The 17,198-nt window shown below is 72.0% G+C and carries 14 protein-coding genes and 1 pseudogene; 10 read left to right on the top strand and 5 right to left on the bottom strand.

All coding sequences use genetic code 11. From position 1 onward, the window contains the following. Positions 1–12: 12 nt before the first annotated feature. Positions 13–966 (bottom strand): EamA family transporter, encoded by a 954-nt coding sequence (locus OG542_RS26450; RefSeq protein WP_328413923.1) that lies wholly within the window; start codon positions 964–966, stop codon positions 13–15. Between the two features lie 106 nt (positions 967–1,072). Here OG542_RS26450 and OG542_RS26445 point away from each other — a divergent pair, with 106 nt between their 5' ends. Then, the gene (locus OG542_RS26445) at positions 1,073–1,609 is read left to right on the top strand and encodes a MarR family winged helix-turn-helix transcriptional regulator (protein WP_193478121.1); all 537 of its coding nucleotides are present in this window, start codon (positions 1,073–1,075) and stop codon (positions 1,607–1,609) included. A 23-nt stretch (positions 1,610–1,632) separates the two neighbouring features. Here the strand turns inward: OG542_RS26445 and OG542_RS26440 are convergent, their stop codons facing one another. The 3 genes from OG542_RS26440 to OG542_RS26430 all read right to left on the bottom strand — a co-directional run bounded on the left by OG542_RS26440 (position 1,633) and on the right by OG542_RS26430 (position 4,362). Continuing rightward, a complete protein-coding gene (locus OG542_RS26440) occupies positions 1,633–1,926 on the bottom strand; it encodes a hypothetical protein (protein ID WP_193478122.1) in 294 nt (97 codons plus the stop codon). Between the two features lie 61 nt (positions 1,927–1,987). Further along, positions 1,988–4,084 (bottom strand): 4-alpha-glucanotransferase, encoded by a 2,097-nt coding sequence (gene malQ / locus OG542_RS26435; RefSeq protein WP_328413922.1) that lies wholly within the window; start codon positions 4,082–4,084, stop codon positions 1,988–1,990. 8 nt (positions 4,085–4,092) lie between these two features. Next, on the bottom strand, positions 4,093–4,362 hold the full coding sequence (locus tag OG542_RS26430; RefSeq protein ID WP_311125744.1) for a hypothetical protein: 270 nt from the start codon (positions 4,360–4,362) through the stop codon (positions 4,093–4,095). Between the two features lie 233 nt (positions 4,363–4,595). Between OG542_RS26430 and OG542_RS26425 the strand changes: the two genes are divergently transcribed. Beyond that, on the top strand, positions 4,596–7,901 hold the full coding sequence (locus OG542_RS26425) for a beta-N-acetylglucosaminidase domain-containing protein (protein WP_328413921.1): 3,306 nt from the start codon (positions 4,596–4,598) through the stop codon (positions 7,899–7,901). A 24-nt stretch (positions 7,902–7,925) separates the two neighbouring features. After that, positions 7,926–8,168: pseudogene (locus tag OG542_RS26420) on the top strand (ATP-binding cassette domain-containing protein); the annotation flags it as partial. A gap of 101 nt (positions 8,169–8,269) precedes the next feature. On the opposite strand, the gene OG542_RS26415 reads toward OG542_RS26420, so the two are convergent. Continuing rightward, on the bottom strand, positions 8,270–8,806 hold the full coding sequence (locus tag OG542_RS26415) for an HNH endonuclease (RefSeq protein ID WP_189723698.1): 537 nt from the start codon (positions 8,804–8,806) through the stop codon (positions 8,270–8,272). Between the two features lie 316 nt (positions 8,807–9,122). Between OG542_RS26415 and OG542_RS26410 the strand changes: the two genes are divergently transcribed. The 7 genes from OG542_RS26410 (at position 9,123) to OG542_RS26380 (ending at position 17,188) form a co-directional block, all read left to right on the top strand. Continuing rightward, complete coding sequence (locus OG542_RS26410; RefSeq protein ID WP_328418112.1) at positions 9,123–10,226, top strand: mechanosensitive ion channel family protein; 1,104 nt, start codon at positions 9,123–9,125, stop codon at positions 10,224–10,226. Between the two features lie 275 nt (positions 10,227–10,501). After that, positions 10,502–11,713 carry an ROK family transcriptional regulator gene (locus tag OG542_RS26405; protein WP_328413920.1) on the top strand — a complete coding sequence of 404 codons (1,212 nt, stop codon included), beginning with the start codon at positions 10,502–10,504 and terminating at the stop codon, positions 11,711–11,713. Between the two features lie 66 nt (positions 11,714–11,779). Next, positions 11,780–13,117: an ABC transporter substrate-binding protein gene (locus OG542_RS26400; protein WP_328413919.1), complete on the top strand. Its 1,338-nt coding sequence runs from the start codon at positions 11,780–11,782 to the stop codon at positions 13,115–13,117. A 2-nt stretch (positions 13,118–13,119) separates the two neighbouring features. Continuing rightward, positions 13,120–14,064, top strand: coding sequence for a carbohydrate ABC transporter permease (locus OG542_RS26395; protein WP_328413918.1), 945 nt, complete (start codon positions 13,120–13,122; stop codon positions 14,062–14,064). Further along, positions 14,061–14,954, top strand: a complete 894-nt coding sequence (locus OG542_RS26390; protein ID WP_261682755.1) for a carbohydrate ABC transporter permease — start codon at positions 14,061–14,063, stop codon at positions 14,952–14,954. The genes OG542_RS26395 and OG542_RS26390 overlap by 4 nt, the downstream gene beginning before the upstream one ends. Before the next feature lie 6 nt (positions 14,955–14,960). After that, positions 14,961–16,226, top strand: coding sequence for a 6-phospho-beta-glucosidase (locus OG542_RS26385; RefSeq protein ID WP_328413917.1), 1,266 nt, complete (start codon positions 14,961–14,963; stop codon positions 16,224–16,226). Next, on the top strand, positions 16,217–17,188 hold the full coding sequence (locus tag OG542_RS26380; protein ID WP_328413916.1) for an N-acetylglucosamine kinase: 972 nt from the start codon (positions 16,217–16,219) through the stop codon (positions 17,186–17,188). Before OG542_RS26385 ends, OG542_RS26380 begins: the two co-directional genes overlap by 10 nt. Positions 17,189–17,198 lie beyond the last annotated feature (10 nt).

Raw genomic sequence — 17,198 nt, 5'->3', positions numbered from 1 at the left:
GAGCGCGGTGGTCTACCGTCGCAACGCCCCGTCCGTCACGTCCATCGACTCTTTCCGACCGTTCGTCTCAGAGAAACTGAACGTGCGCGGGGCCGCCTTGCTCCGAGCCCCGAACTGCCCCGCCACCGTCGCCCCGAACGCCAGCCCCATGCCCACCAGTTGCACCGGCGTCAGCGCCTGCCCCAGCGCCGCCCAGCCGACGACGGCCGCGGTCAGCGGGGAGAGCGGGCCGAGGAAGGTGACCTGGGTGGCGGTGAGGCGGCCGATGCCGCGGAACCACAGCCAGTACGCGACCGCCGTGTTCGCGACGGCGAGGTAGAGGTAGCCGCCTGCCGCCCGGCCGTCCAGCGCCGGCGGCGCGCCCTCGACCAGGAAGGCGAGCGGCGCGATGAGCAGGCCTCCCGCGGTCAGCTGCCAGCCGGTGAGGGCGAGCGGGCAGACGCCGGCGGGGCGCCCCCATCGCTGGGTGAGGACGGTCCCGGCGGACATGGAGACGGTGGCGGCGAGGGCCGCCAGCAGGCCGAGCCCGTCCAGCGCCCCGGCCGCCCGCAGGACGACGAGGCTGACGCCGAAGGCGGCCACGGCCCCGGTCAGCAGCGTGCGCCCCGTCGGCCGCTGCGCGAGCAGCAGTGCCGAGAGGCCCGCCACGAACAGCGGCCCGGCGGAGCCGACGACCGCCGCCATGCCACCGGGCAGCCGGTACGCGGAGAGGAACAGCAGCGGGAAGAACGCACCGATGTTCAGCGCGCCGAGCACCGCCGCCTTCCCCCACCAGGCACCGCGCGGCAGCACCCGGGCGAGGGCGAGCAGCAGCAGACCGGCGGGCAGGGCGCGCATCAGTCCGGTGAACAGGGGGCGGTCGGCCGGGAGGAACTCGGTGGTGACCGCGTAGGTCGTGCCCCAGGAGACGGGAGCGAGGGCGGTGAGGGCGATGAGGGCGATGAGGGCGGGGCGGGAGGAGGCCATGGGAGGCACCCTTCGAAGTAGGTCGGTAGAAAGTAGCTTAGCTCTAAGCAACTTTCCGTCAAGCTACTTTCTTGCGGGTGACCGATAGGCGGCCGATACTCGTGCCATGAACGAACGCCCCGAGCAGCGCAAGGACCCGCAGCGCAGGGACCCTGTCGACGCGATCATCGACCAGTGGGGGACGGTCCGGCCCGAGCTCGACACCCGGGCGATGGAGGTCTTCGGCCGGGTCTCCCGGCTCGCACGCGCGATGGGAGACCGCCTGGAGCACGCCTACGGGCGGTTCGGGATCTCGCGCGGCGAGTTCGACGTCCTGGCGACCCTGCGCCGCTCCGGCGAGCCCTACACGCTCTCACCGCGCCGGCTGTCGGAGACGCTGATGCTCACCACGGGCGGGATGACCGGCCGCCTGGACAAGCTGGAGCGGGCCGGGCTCCTGCGCCGCTCCCCCGATCCGCACGACCGGCGGGGCCTACAGGTGACGCTCACCGAGGAGGGGCTGCGCCTCATCGACGAGGCGGCCGTCGCGGGGCTGACCGTCCAGACGGAGGCCCTGTCCGGCCTCGACGAGAAACAGGCCGGCCAACTGGCCGGCCTGCTGCGGGAACTGCTGGCGGGGACGGAGGGGGCAGCCGGGCGGTGACTCCCCCTCCACAACGCCCCTGATCAGGCCTTGGAGCCGGCCTCGGCCTCGGCCTTGGCCTTGGTGTTGATGTTGGAGCTGGTCGTGTCCTTCTGCTTGTGCGTCTTGTCGCCGATCATCACCAGACCGTGGATGACCAGGTACAGCACGATGGGGGCCACGACGAAGAGGCCCAGCGTCTCGATGACGCTCAGGCCCGGACCGGGGTCGTCACCGTCGTCGCGGCTGAGCGCGGAGGCGGGGGACGACATGAGCAGCATCATGAGCGTCGTACCGGCTGCCAGGGCGCCGGCGCGCAGGGCGTTCTTCTTGTCCACGGTGTCAAAAGTATCCAACGCCGCTTCGGGCCGCGCGCCCGGGGTGCCGTAAGAGTCACCCTCAGCCGCCGGACGGGCCGGCCGGTTCCCGCAACACCTCGACGAGGGCATGCAGTCGGGGCGACGCCGCCAGTTCCTCCAGCGTCACGGGGCGGCCCCCCGCGTCCGCGATCGGGAGCCTCCAGTTCGGGTACTGGTCCCACGTGCCCGGGAGGTTCTGCGGGCGGCGGTCGCCGACTCCGTCCGGGAGCCAGACGCCGGCCATGCGGGCCGGGGTGCGCATCAGGAAGCGGTGGACGGCCTGGATCTCGGCCTCCTCCGAGGAGGTGTCGGTGCCGCCGCCGGTGCCCTGCAGCAGGCCGAGGCGGGCGAGCAGGGACAGCCACTCGCCGGTGTCGGCGGCGGCCTCGGCGCGCTCCTCCTCGAGCGGGCGGGCGAGCAGGCCGAGGCTGTCGCGGAGTTCGACGTGTTCGCCGGTGAGGCGGGCGGCCGTGGAGGGCAGGTCGTGGGTCGTGGCGGTGGCCAGGCAGTCGGCGCGCCAGCGGTCGGGGGGCAGGGGACGGCCGTCGCCCTCCCAGTCGCGTTCGAACCACAGCACGGACGTGCCGAGCACCCCGCGCTCGCGCAGCGCCTCGCGGACGCCGGGTTCCACGGTGCCCAGGTCCTCGCCGATCACCGGCGCCCCGGCCCGCGAGGCCTCCAGGACGAGGACGGCGAGCATGGCCTCGGCGTCGTAGCGGACGTAGGTGCCCTCCGTCGGCGGCCGGCCCTGCGGTACCCACCACAGCCGGAACAGGCCCATGACGTGGTCGATGCGCAGCGCTCCGGCGTAGCGGAACAGGGCCCGCAGCAGCTCGCGGAACGGGGCGTAGCCCGAGTCGGCGAGGCGGTCGGGGCGCCAGGGCGGCAGGCCCCAGTCCTGGCCGCGCGCGTTGAAGGCGTCCGGGGGCGCGCCCACCGACATGCCGGCGGCGAAGTACTCCTGCTGTGCCCAGGCGTCGGCGCCGCCGGGGTGGACGCCGACCGCGAGGTCGTGCACGATCCCGACCGGCATCCCGGCCTCGAGGCCGGCGCGCTGCGCGGCGGTCAGCTGGGTGTCGGTGAGCCAGGCGAGCCGGGACCAGAAGTCCACCCGCTCCAGCAGGCCGTTGCGGGCGCGGACGGTGTCGGGCGAGCGCGGGTCGCGCAGGCCGGTCGGCCAGCGGTGCCAGTCCGGGCCGTGCACCTCGGCGAGCGCGCACCAGGTGGCGTGGTCCTCCAGGGCCTGGCCCTGCTCGGCGAGGAAGTCGCAGTAGGCGGCGCGTCTGCCGGGACCGAGCGGCACCTCGCACAGCAGCTCGAGCGCCTCTCGCTTGAGCTCCCACACGGCGTCCCGGTCGATCAGCGCGCCCTTCTCCAGCACCGCTTCGCGCAGCCTGCCGGATCTCTCCAGCAGCGCGCGCAGCCGCTCGGGGTCCTCGACGTACGCGGACTCGGGGACGTCCTCGATCCGCAGGTGCACGGGGTCGGGGAAGCGGCGCGAGGAGGGCCGGTACGGGGAGGGGTCGGTGGGGGCGCCGGGCACGGCCGCGTGCAGCGGGTTGACCTGGACGAACCCGGCGCCGAGCGACCGCCCGGCCCAGCCGGCCAGTTCGCCGAGGTCGCCGAGGTCGCCCATGCCCCAGGAGCGGCGGGAGAGGAGGGAGTAGAGCTGGACGAGCAGTCCGTACGAGCGTCCCGGGGGCGTGGGCAGGCGGGCCGGGGCGATGATCAGGTGGGCGTCCGCGGTGCGGCCGTCGGGGGCAGTGGCGGTCAGCCGGTGGACGCCGGGCGGGAGCTGCTCGGCCGAGGCGCGTGTCTCGCCCTGCTCGGTCTCGATGCGCAGCAGGGTTCCCTCGGGGAGCGCCACCAGGGCGGCCGGGGGGCTGGTGCCCCAGCCGACCACCGTGGGCGGCAGCAGTCGTGCGCCCTGTTCCCGCTCCCGGGCGGCGAGCGCGGCGCGGACGGCGCCGGGCGTGCTCGCGTCCACGCCGAGAGCGGCCAGGGTCAGGGTGACCGCGGTGGCCGAGGCCGCGACCGTACGGTCCGGGGACGGGCTGTAAGAGGTCGCGACGCCGTGCAGCTCGGCGAGGCGGGACAGGTCCTCGGAGGGCGGTTCGGCCGGCCGCGGTGCGGTCATCTGGGCCCCTAGATGCCTGGGAAGTCCGGGATGAAGGCGGAGGGCTCGCTGGTCAGCGGGGCGGATTCGGCGAGCGGCGGCTCGCTGGTGAGGGGCTCGGCGTCGGGGAGCGGCGGCTCGCTGGTGAGCGGGGGCTCGGCGCAGGTGTTCTCGGAGCTGAAGACGCAGTAGTGGGGGTCTTCGTAACGCGGATCGTCATAGTGGGGGTCGAGGTCGGCGGACGTGTCCGCCACGGGTTTGGACGGGGCCGGGAGCGGAAGGAAAGTCATCGCAGCCACGGGGGCCTCCTTGTTACGGGCTTGTCGGTTCAACTTTCGATGGTTATCGCAGCCCTACCCAGTCGACGCGATGACAGACGTCCCAGGCCGAACATCGTGCTGCTGCTCACATTCCACTCCCCTCTACTCTGTCAGGATTCCGGTAAATCGGTCACAACGGCCACTCTCGTTGACACCTTCACGGGGCGGGTGGTGGGCTCGTCGTTCCGGTCGGACACACCTGGAGGGGGCCTGTGGGACTGCGGCGTGGGAAGCGGGCGGTCGCCCTCGCGGTCGCCGTCGTCGCCGGAAGCCTCGGCGCCCCGCCCGCCGTGGTGGCGGCTCCGCCCGCCCCCGGCACGACCGCGACACCGACTCCCGGCACGGCCGGAGCCGACCTCTCCGTCTGGCCGCGCCCGCAGTCGCTGCGCGCGAACGGCGACCCGGTCGCGGTCACCGACGAGGTCGCGCTGCTCACGGACCCGTCGGCGGATCCCCACGCCGTCGAGGCCCTGCGCGCGCTGCTGCGACAGGCCGGGGCCCGCCGCGTCACGGACTCCGCCGGGCCCGGTGCCCTGGTCGTGCGGGCCGGGACGGAGCCCGCCCGCCGGAACGACCGCCACGCCCTCCCCTCAGGGGGGTACGAGCTGGCCGTCGGCCGGGGCGGCGTCTCCCTCACCGGAACCGGCGAGGACGGACTGTTCCACGCCGTGCAGACACTGCGGCAGCTGCTGCGCCCCGACGGGACGATCACGGCGGCCGTCGTACGCGACTGGCCCGGCACCGCCGTACGCGGCATCACCGAGGGTTTCTACGGCACCGCGTGGACGCACCGGCAGCGGATGGCGCAGGTCGGCTTCATGGGGCGCACCAAGCAGAACCGTTACCTGTACGCCCCCGGCGACGACCTCTACCGGCAGGCCCGCTGGCGTGAGCCGTACCCGGCGAAGCAGCGGGCCCAGTTCCGGGAGCTGGCCGAGCGGGCCCGCGGCAACCACGTGCAGCTCGGCTGGGCGGTGGCCCCGGGGCAGGCGATGTGCTTCTCCTCGGACGCCGACGTGCGGGCGCTGACGCGCAAGCTCGACGCGATGTGGGCACTGGGCTTCCGGGCCTTCCAGCTCCAGTTCCAGGACGTCAGCTACAGCGAGTGGCACTGCGGCGCGGACGCCGACCGGTTCGGCTCCGGCCCACGGGCGGCGGCGCGTGCCCAGTCCCGGGTGGCGAACGCGGTGGCCCGGCACCTGGCGGAGCGGCACCCCGGCGCCGCCGGTCTGTCCCTGATGCCGACCGAGTACTACGAGGACGGCACGACCGACTACCGGCGGGCGCTGGCGAGCGAGCTGGACAGGGGTGTCGAGGTGGCGTGGACGGGCGTCGGGGTGGTGCCCCGCACCATCACGGGCGGGGAACTGGCCGACGCGCGGGAGGCGCTCGGGCACCCGCTGGTCACGATGGACAACTACCCGGTCAACGACTACGACCCCGGCCGTATCTTCCTCGGCCCCTATCAGGGCCGTGAGCCGGCCGTCGCGACCGGCTCCGCCGCCCTGCTCGCCAACGCGATGCAGCAGCCGGAGGCGTCCCGCATCCCGCTGTTCACCGCCGCCGACTACGCGTGGAACCCGCGTGCATACAGCCCCAGGGAGTCCTGGCGCGCGGCGATCGCCGACCTGGCGGGCGGGGACCGGCGGCGCGAGCAGGCCCTGGCGGCGCTCGCGGGGAACGACGCGTCGTCGGTGCTGGACGACGAGGAGTCGGCGTATCTGCGCCCGCTGACCGAGGCGTACTGGCGGGACCGTGCGGCGGGCGGCGACGCCGCGCGGCGGCTGCGCGAGGCCTTCACCGTCCTGCGCGAGCTGCCCCGGCGGCTCTCGGACACCGCCCTCGCCTCCGAGGTCGCCCCCTGGTCCGAGCAGCTGGCCGGCTACGGCGAGGCGGGTACGGCCGCGCTCGACATGCTGGACGCGCAGCGCGCCGGGGACACGGCGGCGGCCTGGACGGCGTACCGCAGGCTGGGCGCCCTGCGGGCCGGGCTGGAGTCGGCGCGGGTCGAGGTCGGCACGGACGTCCTGGACCCCTTCCTGCGGCGGGCACAGAAGGCGTACGCGTCCTGGGCCGGCATCGACCACGAGCCGCCCCCCAACCCCGGCGACCCGTCGGACGGCCGCACCCTGCACTTCCCCCGCCCCCGCCCGCTGACAGCCGTGACGGTCCTCACCGACCCGGGCACCGAGGGCACGGTCGAGGCCCACGTCCCGGGCGAGGGCTGGCGCCCGATCGGCCGGCTCTCGGGGTCGGGCGCGACCGAGGTGCGGGTGCAGGGCCAGGACGCCGACGGGACCGCCGGCGGCCAGGACGCCGATGGGACCGCCGGTTCAGGCCCGGGCGAGGCGCGGACGCCGGGACAGAACGAGCGGGACGCCGGCCGGCCCCCCGGCCCAGGCGGCACGGACGGGCCGGCGCCGGGACAGAAAGAGCGGCACGCCGACCGAGCCCCCGGCCCAGGCGGCACGGACGGGCCCGTGCCGGGGCGAAACCGGCAGGACACCGACCGCACCGCCGGCTCGAGTGGGACGGACGGGCCGATGCCGGGGCAGAAAGAGCGGGACGCCGGCCGGGCCGCCGGTCCAGGCGGGACGGACGGGCCGGCGCCGGGGCAGAAAGAGCGGCACGCCGACCGAGCCCCCGGTCCAGGCGGCACGGACGGGCCCGTGCCGGGACAGAACCGGCAGGACACCGACCGCACCGCCGGCTCGGGCGCGAGAGGGGCGCGGGCCGGCACGCCGATGGACGCCGTGCGGGTCGTCGGACCCGCTCCGGCCCGTGTGCGCCACCTCGTTCCCTGGTTCACGGACTCCCCCGCCACCTCCCTGGAGCTGGAGCGCGACGAGGTGGACGCGGAGACCGGCCGGGTCCTGCGGCTGACGGCCGGGCTGGGCTCGCTGCGACCCGCCGACGCCCGCGGCAGGCTCACCGTCGAGGCGCCCGAGGGCGTGCGGGTCCGGGCGCCGAAGGGCGAGCTCACCGTGCGGCGCGGCTCGACCGTGGAGGTCCCGGTCGAGGTGACCGTCGCGCGCGGCACGCCGATCCGGTCGTACGACATCCGGCTGGGCTTCGCGGGAGCGACCCGCACGCTCACCGTCCGCGCCTTCCCGCCCACCGGCGGCCCCGACCTGGCCCGCACCGGCACGGCGCGCTCCTCGGGCGACGAGACGCCCGACTTCCCGGCGTCGGCGGCGAACGACGGCGACCCGGACACGCGCTGGTCGTCCCCGGTCGACGACGGCGCCTGGTGGCAGGTCGAGCTCCCCCGCCCGGCGCGGCTCGGCCAGGTCGCGCTGCGCTGGCAGGACGCCCACCCCTCGGCGTACCGCGTCCAGGTGTCGGCGGACGGCCGCCGCTGGCGCACGGCGGCGACGGTACGGGACAGCCGGGGCGGCCGGGAGAGCGTCCGCATGGACGAGCGGGACGTGCGTTTCGTACGCGTCCAGGGCGAGAAGCGGGCCACGCGGTTCGGGTATTCGCTGTGGTCGGCGGAGGCGTACGCCATCACGGAGTGATCCCGGGGGAGCCTCAGCCTCTCGATCACGGCCCGTGGCCTCACCAAGGCGCACGGCAGGACACCCGCCCTGCGCGGTGCCTCGGTCGAACTGCGCCCCGGCGAGATCCTCGCCGTGACCGGCACGAGCGGCAGCGGGAAGTCGACGCCGCTGCACTGCCTCGCCGGGATCGTCCGCCCGGACGAGGGCTCGGTGACGTACGACGGACGGCGTCTGGAGGAACTGCCCGAGAAGCGACTGACCGAGCTGCGCCGCACCGAGTTCGGTACGCGCAGGCGCCTCCTCATGACAGGCCGGCCCGTGGGAACGGGGGGTTCCCCGGGCCGGTCAGCCGGCCGCACGCGGCAATACGAAAGCCCGGATCGTCGTCAGGCAGGAATGCCGTCGATCCGGGCCATGGCGTCCTCCGCGCCGTACGGCTGCAAGTACGGCAACCAGCGCGGGTCCCTGTGGCCGGTCCCGATGATGCGCCAGGCCAGGCCGGAGGGCGGGGCGGGTTTGTGGCGCAGCCGCCAGCCGATCTCGAAGAGATGTCGGTCGGCCTTCACGTGGTTGCAGCGGCGGCAGGACGCCACCACGTTGTCCCAGACGTGTTTGCCCCCGCGGCTGCGCGGGATGACGTGGTCGACGCTGGTTGCGACGCCACCGCAGTACATGCACCGGCCCCCGTCACGGGCGAACAGTGCCCGGCGGGTCAGTGGAACGGGCCCCCGATAGGGAACCCGGACGAATCGCTTGAGCCGGACCACGCTGGGTGCGGGGACTGTGACGGTCGCGCTGTGCAGAAAGGCGCCGGACTCCTCGAGGCATACGGCCTTGTTCTCGAGGACGAGGACGAGCGCGCGGCGGAGCGGTACGACACCTAGCGGCTCGTACGACGCGTTGAGGACCAGGACATGCGGCACGGATGCCTCCTTGGACGCCGGCGGCGCGTGGCTCGCGCCGGGACGATTCGTAGTCAGTCTCTCCTCATGCCTGGTGGAAGCGCCACCATGTCCCGGTAACGGGCTGGGAGTGTTTTCGACCACATCTGATTCATCCCCCAGATCATGGCCTGTTCAAGCCCAGGTGAGCACGGTCTCTCCTTCACACATTCCGAGGGAGCACACACAATGCCCCGTTAGTGTGGTGGTTCTGCCCCATTGGTGACCCAGTCGTGACCTTGACCCCCGAACCACCCACCGGGGCAGACCGCTGCACCTGGAGGTACCCGCCGTGTCCATGTCCCCTGCGGACGCCGTTCTGATGGCCGCCGGCCCCACGCCGTCGCCGACCCCCTCGGATTCACAGAGCCCGAGAGTGCCCTCGCTCGAGGACGCCCAGGAGAAGGCGACGAACGCCGCCGGCTGGATCGAGCAGAACTGGTCGACGTGGCTGGCGATCGGCCTGCGGGTGCTGCTCATCGTGGTGATAGCGGTGGTGCTGAGGGTCGTCGTACGACGGGCGATCACCAAGCTGATTGACCGCATGAACCGGAACGTCCCGTCCTTGGACGGCGGCGCGATCGGCGGACTGCTGGTCAACGTCGAACGCCGGCGCCAGCGTTCGCAGGCCATCGGCTCGGTGCTGCGCTCGGTGGCGTCGTTCCTGATCGTCGGCACGGCCGCGCTGATGATCCTGGGCACCTTCCAGATCAACCTCGCCCCGCTGCTGGCCTCGGCCGGTGTCGCCGGTGTGGCGATCGGCTTCGGCGCCCGCAACCTGGTCACGGACTTCCTGTCCGGTGTCTTCATGATCCTGGAGGACCAGTACGGCGTCGGCGACACGATCGACGCGGGCGTCGCCTCCGGCGAGGTGATCGAGGTGGGCCTGCGCGTGACCAAGCTGCGCGGCGACGGCGGCGAGATCTGGTACGTCCGCAACGGCGAGGTCAAGCGCATCGGCAACCTCTCCCAGGGCTGGGCCACCGCCAACGTCGACGTCACGGTCCACTCCGGTGAGGACCTGGACAGGGTCAAGGCCACGCTCGACGAGGTCGCCGAGAAGATGGGCGCCGAGGAGCCCTGGAACGAGCTGCTGTGGGGCCCGATCGAGGTCCTCGGCCTGGACAGCGTCCTGCTGGACTCCATGGTCGTGCGTGTCTCGGCCAAGACGATGCCCGGCAAGTCCCTGACCGTGGAGCGCGAGCTGCGCTGGCGCATCAAGCGGGCCTTCGACGCGGCGGGCATCCGGATCGTCGGCGGCGCCACGGCCCCGACGGAGGAGCAGCTCGCCGATCCGACGGCGGGAATGGCGGCTCCGTCGGTGTACGCGAACGCCACGTCTCCGCAGTCGGCGGCGGCGTCCCCGCTCGCTCCCGCGGCGCCGACGAGCACCACGAAGTAGCGGAAGACGAGGACCACGAAGTACCCGAAGTAGCGGAAGCAGCGGCCTCCCGGCAGGGCGGCATCCGGATCGGCCGGGTGCCGCCCTTTCGCATGTCCGGATAACGGCAGGGCGTCCCCTATTGACGCCCGCGCGGCACCGGGCTTACCTTCCTCCCCACCGATAGGAAACTTTCCTAACAGTGATCCGAGGGTCCCGCCGACGCCGATCGTCCGATGGACTTCCCCGCCTGATCACTGAGAAGCTGAGCAGCCGAAGGGCAGGTGTGGACACGCATGGCAGGAACCGCCGGCACGCCGGGCACCCCACGCGTCCTGCGCGCCATGAACGACCGGGCCGCCCTCGACCTGCTGCTGGAGCACGGACAGCTGTCCCGTACACGGATCGGCAAGCTCACCGGCCTGTCCAAGCCGACCGCCTCCCAGCTCCTGGCCCGCCTGGAGGCGGCGGGCCTCGTCCTGGCCACCGGCACCACCGAAGGCCGGCCGGGCCCGAACGCCCAGCTCTACGAGGTCAACCCGGCCGCCGGTCACGCCGCCGGGCTCGACGTCACCCCCCAGCGGATCCTCGCCGCGGTCGCCGACATCACCGGCCGCACGGTCGGCCGGCACGAACTGCCCACCCCCGGCAGGCGCACCGGCACCCCGGTCGTCCAGCAGGTCACCGACGCCCTGGACGGCGCGGTGAAGGCGGCGGGCCTCGCCCGGGACGACATCCACCGCCTCGTGATCGGCACCCCCGGCGCCTTCGACCCCACCACCGGCCGCCTGCGCTACGCCTCCCACCTCCCCGGCTGGCACTCCCCCACGCTGCTGGACGAGCTCGCCGCCGCCCTGCCGATGCCGTTCGAGTACGAGAACGACGTCAACCTGGTCGCGCTCGCCGAGCAGCGGCTCGGCGCGGCCCGGGGCCACGCGGACTTCGTGCTGCTGTGGAACCAGGAGGGCCTGGGCGCCGCCCTGGTCCTCGGCGGCCGACTGCACCGCGGCTGGAGCGGCGGCGCCGGCGAGGTCGGCTTCCTGCCGGTGCCGGGCACCCCCCTGGTCCGCCAGGTCACCAAGGCCAACAGCGGCGGCTACCAGGAGCTGGCCGGCTCCCAGGCCGTTCCCCGGCTGGCCCGCGAACTCGGCATCGAGGACATCCCCCCGGCCTCGTACGCCGAGGCCGCCGCACACCTGGTGGCCCGGGCAGCGGAGACCGACGACGCACCCCATCGCCACCTCCTCCAGACCTACGCGACCCGGCTGGCCACCGGCCTGGCCTCCCTCGTCTCGGTCCTCGACCCCGAACTCGTCGTGCTGAGCGGCACGTCCCTCACCTCGGGCGGCGAGACTCTGCGCGCCCTCGTCCAGGCCGAGCTGGAGGAACTGGCCGCGTCACGCCCCCGCCTGGTCGTGGGCGACGTCCGTGAACACCCCGTGCTGCGCGGCGCGCTGGAGAGCGCGCTCGCGACGACGCGCGACGAGGTCTTCGACACCTCCCGCTGACTCCACCCCCCTCCCGGTATTTCCCCTTCCTTCCCCTCCTTCCCCCGTACCTCAGGGAGCTCTGCCATGCCCGGAATGCACAGAAAAACGACCTTCGCTCTCGCCGCCTCCGCCTCCCTCGCCCTCCTCGCCACCGCGTGCACGGGACAGTCGGACTCCGCCGCGAGCGACGACGCCTCGAAGGACACGACCATCAACTTCTGGCACGCCTGGAGCGCGCCCGCCGAGGTGAAGGCCGTCAAGGACCTGGTCACCGGCTTCGAGAAGGCGCACCCCAACATCCACGTCAACGTCGTCGGCAACATGACCGACGACAAGATGAACCAGGCCCTGCGCACCGGCGGTGCCAAGGCCCCGGACGTGATCTCGTCCTTCACGACGAACAGCGTCGGAAAGTTCTGTTCCTCCGGCGCCCTGGTGGACCTCAACCCGTTCTTCGAGAAGTCCGGCGTCGACCCGGAGAGGACCTTCCCGAAGGCGATGAACGAGTACACCCAGTTCGACGGAAACCGCTGCGCGGTCCCCCTCCTCGGCGACGCGTACGGCCTCTACTACAACAAGACGGCGTTCAAGAAGGCCGGTATCACCAGCCCGCCGAAGACCTGGTCCGAGTTCGAGCGGGTCGCCAAGAAGCTGACGATCACCCAGGGCGACACCTACGAGCAGCTCGGCTTCATGCCGAACTACCACGGCTGGGAGACCACCACCGAGCACTACCTCGGCCAGTTCTCCCCCACGTACTTCGACAAGGACGGCAAGTCGAACGTCGCCAAGGACCCGGCTTTCGAGGCCGCGTTCACGGTCCAGAAGAAGCTGGTCGACGAACTCGGCGGCTACCGCAAGCTGGAGACCTACCGCTCCAAGCTCGGCGACGAGTGGGGCCCCAAGCACCCCTTCCACACCGGCCAGGTCGCCATGCAGCTCGACGGCGAGTGGCGCCTGGGCATGGCCCTGGACACCAAGCCGAAGTTCGACATCGGCGTGGCCCCGCTGCCCGTCCCCGACGACCAGGCCGACCAGTACGGCAAGGGCTACATCACCGGCACCATCGCCGGTATCGCGGCGACCAGCGAGAAGCAGAACGCGGCCTGGGAGCTGGTGAAGTACATGACCACGAACACGGACGCGGTGGTGAGCTTCTCCAACGCCATCCACAACGTCCCGTCGACGCTCGCGGCGCTGAAGTCCCCGAAGCTGAAGTACGACCCGCGCTTCAAGACGTTCCTGGAGATCGCCGCCAACCCGAACTCCACCACGGCCCCCGCCTCCGTCAACGGCGGTGTCTACCTCGCCACGGTCCAGGAGTTCGGCTACGACTACGAAAGCGGCAAGGCGACCGACCTCAAGGCCGGCCTGAAGAAGACGGCCGCGCAGATCGACACGGACATCGCGCAGGCGAAGTAGCCATGAGCACCTATACGTTGCGGGCGAAACACCGCCGCTCGACGCTACGCACCCTCGCCTTCCTCGCCCCCTGGCTGATCGGCTTCACGGTCTTCTTCGCCTACCCCCTGCTCTCCACCGTCTACTTCTCCTTCATGCACTACGACGGCTTCAAGCCGCCGGCCTGGACGGGCACGAAGAACTGGACGTACGTCTTCGAGCACTATCCCTTCTTCTGGCCCGCCCTGCGCAACACCCTGTGGCTGGTCGTCATCATGGTCACGCTCCGGGTCGCCTTCGGCCTGGGCGTGGGCCTGCTGATCACCAAGATCAGGACAGGGACAGGCGTTTTCCGCACCCTCTTCTACCTCCCCTACCTGGCCCCGCCCGTGGCGGCCACCATGGCCTTCGCGTTCCTCCTCAACCCCGGCACCGGCCCGGTCAACTCCCTCCTGGAGAAGGCCGGGCTCCCCACCCCCGGCTGGTTCAACGACCCCACGTGGTCGAAGCCGGCCCTCACCCTGCTGGCCCTGTGGGGCATCGGCGACCTGATGGTCATCTTCATGGCCGCACTGCTCGACGTACCGAGGGAGCAGTACGAGGCGGCCGAACTGGACGGCGCGACGCCCTGGCAGCGCTTCCGCTATGTCACGCTCCCGAACATCTCGCCGATCGTCATGTTCGCGGTGGTCACCGGCGTGATCCAGACGATGCAGTACTACACACAGCCGCTGATCGCCGGAAAGGTCGCCTCGGGCGTGATCCAGGGCGCGGGAACGCAGTTCGAGCCCGGCTACCCGGACAAGTCCACCCTCACCCTCCCCCAACTCGTCTACAACCTGGGCTTCCAGCGCTTCGACTACGGCTCCGCCTGTGTGGTGGCCCTGGTCCTCTTCGCCCTCTCCATGGCCTTCACCGCACTCCTGATGCGCCGCAGGGGCGGCCTGATCACCGCAGGTGACCGATGACGCAACTGCTCGACAGACCCCTGGATCTGAAGGCGCCGCCTTCCCCCGCGGAACGCACGGCCCACCGGAGGGCGTTGCTGGAATGGATCGCGATCCACTCCCTGGGCATCGCCGCCGCCCTCTTCTTCACCCTCCCCTTCGTCTTCGTCTTCCTCACCTCGCTCATGAGCGACTCCCAGGCGCTCAGCCGCGACCTGATCCCGCACACCTGGGAGTGGGACAACTACCGAAGGGTCTTCGACACCCCGGGCTTCCTCACCTGGTGGCGGAACACCCTCTTCTACGCGTTCCTGGGCACGGCCCTCACGGTGATCTCCTCGATCCCGGTGGCCTACGCCCTGGCCAAGTTCCGCTTCCGGGGCCGCAATCTGGCGTTGATGCTGGTCATCTCGATGATGATGCTGCCGCCGCAGGTCGTCATCATCCCGATGTACCTGTTCTGGGCGAAGCAGCTGGACCTGTCCGGCACGCTCTGGCCGCTGATCATCCCCATGGCGTTCGGCGACGCGTTCTCGATCTTCCTGCTGCGCCAGTTCCTCACCACGATCCCCGACGAGTACCTGGACGCGGCGAGGGTCGACGGCTGCGGCGAGCTGCGCACCCTGCTCAAGGTCGTTCTCCCGATGGCGAAACCGGGCATAGCCGCTGTGGCCCTCTTCCAGTTCTTCTACGCGTGGAACGACTACTTCGGCCCCCAGATCTACGCCTCGGAGAGCCCGGGCGCCTGGACGCTCTCCTACGGCCTGGAGTCGTTCAAGGGCGCCCACCACACCGACTGGAACCTCACCATGGCCGCCACCGTGCTGGTCATGGCCCCCGTGATCCTCGTGTTCTTCTTCGCCCAGAAGGCGTTTGTAGAGGGTGTCACGCTCACCGGAGTAAAGGGTTAGACGCACATGAAACTCACCGTGGTCGGCGGAGGCTCGACCTACACCCCCGAACTCGTGGACGGCTTCGCCCGCCTCAGGGACACCCTGCCCATCGAGGAACTGGTCCTGATGGACCCGGCGGAAGACCGCCTGGCCCTGGTCGGCGGGCTGTCCCGCCGCATCTTCGCCCGCCAGGACCACTCCGGCCGCATCACCACCACGACCGACCTCGACCGGGCGGTGGACGGCGCGGACGCGGTCCTCCTCCAGCTCCGCGTGGGCGGCCAGGCGGCCCGCGAACAGGACGAGACCTGGCCCCTCGACTGCGGCTGCGTGGGCCAGGAGACCACCGGCGCCGGCGGCCTTGCCAAGGCCCTGCGCACGGTCCCGGTCGTCCTCGACATCGCGGACCGGGTACGCCGCACGAACCCGGACGCCTGGATCATCGACTTCACGAACCCGGTCGGCATCGTGACCCGCGCCCTGCTCGAGGCGGGCCACAAGGCGGTCGGCCTGTGCAACGTGGCGATCGGCCTCCAGCGCAAGTTCGCGGCCCTGCTGGGCGTGGAGCCCCCGGAGGTCCACCTGGACCACGTGGGCCTCAACCACCTCACCTGGGAGACGGGAGTACGCGTCGGCGGCCCCGAAGCCGAAGACGTCCTGCCCGGACTCCTGACGGACCACGGCGACACGATCGCGAGCGACCTGCGCCTCCCACGCGCTCTGCTGAACAATCTGGGCGTGATCCCGTCGTACTACCTGCGCTACTACTACGCGCACGACGAGGTCGTACGAGAACTGCGGACGAAACCGTCGCGAGCGGCCGAAGTGGCGGCGATGGAACGGGAGCTGCTGACGATGTACGCGGACCCGGCCCTGGACGAGAAGCCGGAGCTGCTCGCCAAGCGGGGCGGTGCCTACTACTCGGAGGCGGCGGTGGACCTGGCGGCGGCCCTGCTGGGCGGTGGCGGCACGCCGTACCAGGTGGTGAACACGTACAACCGGGGCACGCTTCCCTTCCTCCCCGACGACGCAGTGATCGAGGTGCAGGCCGCGGTGGGCGCCAAGGGCGCGTCCCCCCTCCCCGTCGCCCCGGTGGACCCCCTCTACGCGGGCCTGATGGCGAATGTGACGGCGTACGAGCACCTGGCCCTGGAGGCGGCCCTGCACGGCGGCCGCACGCGCGTCTTCCAGGCCCTCCTCTCCCACCCCCTCATCGGCCAGTACGAGTACGCCGAGGCGCTCACGGACCGGCTGATCGCACACAACCGGGAGCACCTCGCGTGGGCCTGACCGCATCCGTCCTCGCCATCGACGCCGGCAACAGCAAGACGGACGTGGCGATCGTGACGGCGGACGGAGAAGTCCTGGCCACGGCACGCGGGGCCGGCTTCCGCCCACCCGCAGTAGGCCTGGACACTGCCATGAACACCCTCGCCGACACGGTCACCCAGGCCCTCACCACCGCAGGCCTCACCTCCGTCACACACGTCTCGGCATGCCTCGCCAACGCCGACTTCCCCGTCGAGGAGGACCAGTTGGCGACGGCGCTGCACGCACGCGCCTGGGGCACCACCGTGACGGTCCGCAACGACACGTTCGCGATCCTGCGCGCGGGGGTGACGGAACCCCGGGGCGTCGCCGTCGTCTGCGGCGCCGGCATCAACTGTGTGGGCATGCACCCCGACGGCCGCACGGCCCGTTTCCCGGCCCTCGGCAGGGTCTCGGGCGACTGGGGCGGCGGCTGGGGCCTCTCGGAGGAGGCGATGTGGAATGCGTCACGTGCGGAGGACGGCCGCGGGCCTGCCACAGCCCTGTCCCGGACCCTCCCCGCCCACTTCGGTCTCCCCTCCATGTACGCGCTCATCGAGGCGCTGCACCTGGGCCAGGTAGCGCAATCCCGCCGCCACGAACTGACGCCGGTCCTCTTCGCGACGGCGGCGGACGGCGACACCATCGCCCGCATGATCGTCGACCGTCAGGCCGAGGAGGTGGTCTCCATGGCCGTGGTGGCCCTCACCCGCCTCGACCTCGTGGACGAACCGACGCCGGTCCTCCTGGGCGGCGGCGTCCTGGCGGCCGAGCACCCCCAACTGGACACCATGATCCATAACTTGCTGGCCGACCGGGCCCCCAAGGCGATCCCGCAGGTGGTCACGGCCAGCCCCGTCCTCGGCGCGGCCCTGCTCGGGCTCGACGGAGTGGGGGCGAGCGAGGGGGCGCAGGGGCGGTTGCGGGCGCATTTCGGGGTGTGAGACGGGGCCG

This window comes from Streptomyces violaceus (genome assembly GCF_036014075.1).
Lineage (GTDB): Bacteria > Actinomycetota > Actinomycetes > Streptomycetales > Streptomycetaceae > Streptomyces > Streptomyces violaceus.
Note: the sequence above shows the minus strand (reverse complement) of the source record. Positions and strands in the feature narration are given on the sequence as shown.

Coding starts and splice junctions, on each gene's coding strand:
- OG542_RS26450 (WP_328413923.1), bottom strand. CDS start 966: ATGGCCTCCTCCCGCCCCGCCCTCATCGCCCTCATCGCCCTCACCGCC.
- OG542_RS26445 (WP_193478121.1), top strand. CDS start 1,073: ATGAACGAACGCCCCGAGCAGCGCAAGGACCCGCAGCGCAGGGACCCT.
- malQ (WP_328413922.1), bottom strand. CDS start 4,084: ATGACCGCACCGCGGCCGGCCGAACCGCCCTCCGAGGACCTGTCCCGC.
- OG542_RS26410 (WP_328418112.1), top strand. CDS start 9,123: ATGTCCCCTGCGGACGCCGTTCTGATGGCCGCCGGCCCCACGCCGTCG.
- OG542_RS26405 (WP_328413920.1), top strand. CDS start 10,502: ATGGCAGGAACCGCCGGCACGCCGGGCACCCCACGCGTCCTGCGCGCC.
- OG542_RS26400 (WP_328413919.1), top strand. CDS start 11,780: ATGCCCGGAATGCACAGAAAAACGACCTTCGCTCTCGCCGCCTCCGCC.
- OG542_RS26395 (WP_328413918.1), top strand. CDS start 13,120: ATGAGCACCTATACGTTGCGGGCGAAACACCGCCGCTCGACGCTACGC.
- OG542_RS26390 (WP_261682755.1), top strand. CDS start 14,061: ATGACGCAACTGCTCGACAGACCCCTGGATCTGAAGGCGCCGCCTTCC.
- OG542_RS26385 (WP_328413917.1), top strand. CDS start 14,961: ATGAAACTCACCGTGGTCGGCGGAGGCTCGACCTACACCCCCGAACTC.